This is a genomic window from Burkholderia sp. Ac-20384, from assembly GCF_017104605.1.
Taxonomy (GTDB): Bacteria; Pseudomonadota; Gammaproteobacteria; order Burkholderiales; family Burkholderiaceae; genus Burkholderia; species Burkholderia lata.
On the sequence record NZ_JAAGPE010000561.1, the window covers coordinates 1 to 2,674 of the forward strand.

Annotated in this window: 2 protein-coding genes; both read left to right on the forward strand. The window is 68.1% G+C overall.

What is annotated here, in order from left to right; translation table 11 throughout:
* Window positions 1–242: 242 nt before the first annotated feature.
* Window positions 243–2,480, forward strand: coding sequence for a TonB-dependent siderophore receptor (locus tag G3O00_RS41665; RefSeq protein ID WP_241025591.1), 2,238 nt, complete (start codon window positions 243–245; stop codon window positions 2,478–2,480).
* Window positions 2,480–2,674 (forward strand): hypothetical protein (locus G3O00_RS41670; protein ID WP_206146489.1); only part of this gene is annotated, 195 nt, incomplete at its 3' end. The genes G3O00_RS41665 and G3O00_RS41670, both read left to right, overlap by 1 nt.

Genomic DNA, 2,674 nt, shown 5'->3' on the forward strand with positions numbered 1-2,674 from the left:
TCCGACGCGTGGTACGCGACGTTCGCCCGGGCCGGGCGGCCGCCCGACGCGCCACCGGCCACCGAAGCGGGCATGGATGCTGGCATGGATGCGGATGCGGATGCCCGGCCGGCCGAGTCCGAACACTGACGTGAACAATGCGATCCGGCGTGCCCGGAATCGATAGGAAAAGCCCCTCGATCGAAAAATCGCCCGCCGGTTCTATTTGATAATGAGAATGATTATCAAATACGGGGGCGTGAATGCGGTACGAGGTGCTGGAACCTGGGAGATCAAGGACGAAGGGCGCGCGCGTCGCCCGTGTGGGGCGAGGGCGCTGGCGTCCGTCGCTGTATCTGGGCTTGCTGATCGCCGCGCATCCGGCGGCGGCGTTCGCCGAGACGGCGCCGGTGCCGGCGTCGGCAGCCGGCGCGGAAGTCCGGAAGGAAGACGCGACCGCCGTGAAGCCCGCCGCGGGCGAGCTGAAGGCGATTTCGGTGACCGCGTCGCGCGGCGTGGCCGACGATCCGTCGGTGGCGACGGTCGGCAAGATGCCGCTGGCGTTGCGGGAGATTCCGCAGTCGGTCAGCGTGACGACGCGTGAGCGCATCGACCAGCAGAACCTGTTCTCGCTCGACGAAGTGATGCAGCAGTCGGCGGGCGTGACCGTGCAGCCTTACGTGTTGCTCACCACCGCGTACTTCGTGCGCGGCTTCAAGGTCGATTCGTTCGAATTCGACGGCGTGCCGGTGGTGATCGGCGACATGGCGAGCGCGCCGCAGGACATCTCCGTGTACGAGCGCGTGGAAATCCTGCGCGGCGCGAACGGCCTGCTGCACGGCTCGGGCAACCCGGCCGCGACGGTCAATCTCGTGCGCAAGCGGCCGCAATACCAGTTCTCCGCGAACGCGAGTGTGAGCGTCGGCAGTTGGGACCGCTATCGCGCGGAAGCCGACATCGGCGGCCCGCTCAACGCGGCCGGCACCGTGCGTAGCCGTCTCGTCGCCGCGTACGAGGATCGTCATTTCTTCTACGACCACGCGAAGCAGGACACGCGCTCGATCTACGGGATCACGGAAGTCGACGTGACGCGCGACACGCTGCTCACGTTCGGCGCGCAATACCAGACGACGCGTTCGATACCCGACATGTCCGGCGTGCCGATGGCGCGCGACGGCTCGAGTCTCGGCCTGTCGCGCTCGACGTTCCTCGACACCGCGTGGGGCCACTTCGACTGGGACACGACACGCGCGTTCGCGTCGGTCGAGCAGAAGCTCGGCGCCGGCTGGAAGGCGAAGGTCAGCGGCGAATACCAGAGCGTGCGCTCGGATCTGAAGTACGCGGGTTCGTACGGCGCGATCAACCCGGCGACCGGCGCGGGCGGTGCGCTGACGGGCGGCGCGTACCAGTTCAGCAGTTACAGCCGCAGCATCGATGCGAACGTGCAGGGTCCGGTGCATGCGTTCGGGCTCACGCATGACCTGCTGTTCGGCGTGACCTACGCGAACAGCAGCAGCGGGCAGATGACGGCGCAGCTGCTGGGCAACGTGGTCGGCACGCCGGTGAACGTGTACCGCTGGAACCCGAGCAGCGTGCCCGAGCCGGACGTCGGTCCGTATCAGCAGTCGCAGCAGAACGACATTTCGCAGAAGGGCGTGTACGGGCTCGGCCGCATCAAGCTCGCGGAACCCGTCACGCTCGTGCTCGGTGGCCGCATGAGCTGGTGGAACCAGGACAGCCTCGGTGCGCACTACAACACCGGCCACCAGTTCACGCCGTACGGCGGGCTGATCTGGGATTTCGCGCGCGACTGGTCGTGGTACGCGAGCTATGCGGAAGTGTTCCAGCCGCAAACCAAGTCGATGTGGGGCGGCGGCATCCTGACGCCGGTGAAGGGGCGCACGTACGAGACGGGCGTGAAGGGCGAGCTGGCGGGCGGCAAGCTCAACGTGTCGCTCGCGGCGTTCCGCATCGATCTCGACAACAGCCCGCAGGTCGATCTCGCGCATCCGTGTGCGGGGCCGAATTGCTACTACGTGAACGGCGGCAGCGTGCGCAGCCAGGGCTTCGAATTCGAGGCGAACGGCCGCATCACGCCGTGGTGGAGCGTGTGGGCGAGCTACACGTACGACACGATGAGCTACGCGGACAACCTCGCGAACGCGGGCTCGTCGTTCGCGCCGCTGCTGAACCCGCGCCACCTGTTCCGGCTGTGGACCAACTACGACCTGCCGTGGCAGGAGCGGCGCTGGAGCGTCGGCGGCGGCGTGCAGGTGCAGAGCAATTACTCGGCGCAGGCGGGCAGCGTCACGATGAGCCAGGGCGGCTACGCGCTCGCGAGCCTGCGGCTCGGCTACCGCTACGACAAGCACTGGAGCGCGGCGGTCAACGTCAACAACCTGTTCGACCGCAAGTACTACCTGAGCCTGAGCAACCCGGGCTGGAACAACCGTTACGGGGAACCGCGCAACGTGATGCTGACCGTGCGCGGGCAGTTCTGATGGCGGGCGGCTGGGGCACACGGGCGGCGCTCGCGATCGGCGGCGTGCTGCCGGGCGCGGTCGCGCTGGCGGTCACGCTGGCCCGTCATTACCCGGCCGACGGCCTGAACCGGCTCTACGCGGCCGTGCTGCTGTCGCTCGCCGCGGGCGTCGCCGCGCTGCTGTGGGTGCTCGTCGCGCCCGGGCGGCGGCAG

Coding starts and splice junctions, on each gene's coding strand:
- G3O00_RS41665 (WP_241025591.1), top strand. CDS start 243: ATGCGGTACGAGGTGCTGGAACCTGGGAGATCAAGGACGAAGGGCGCG.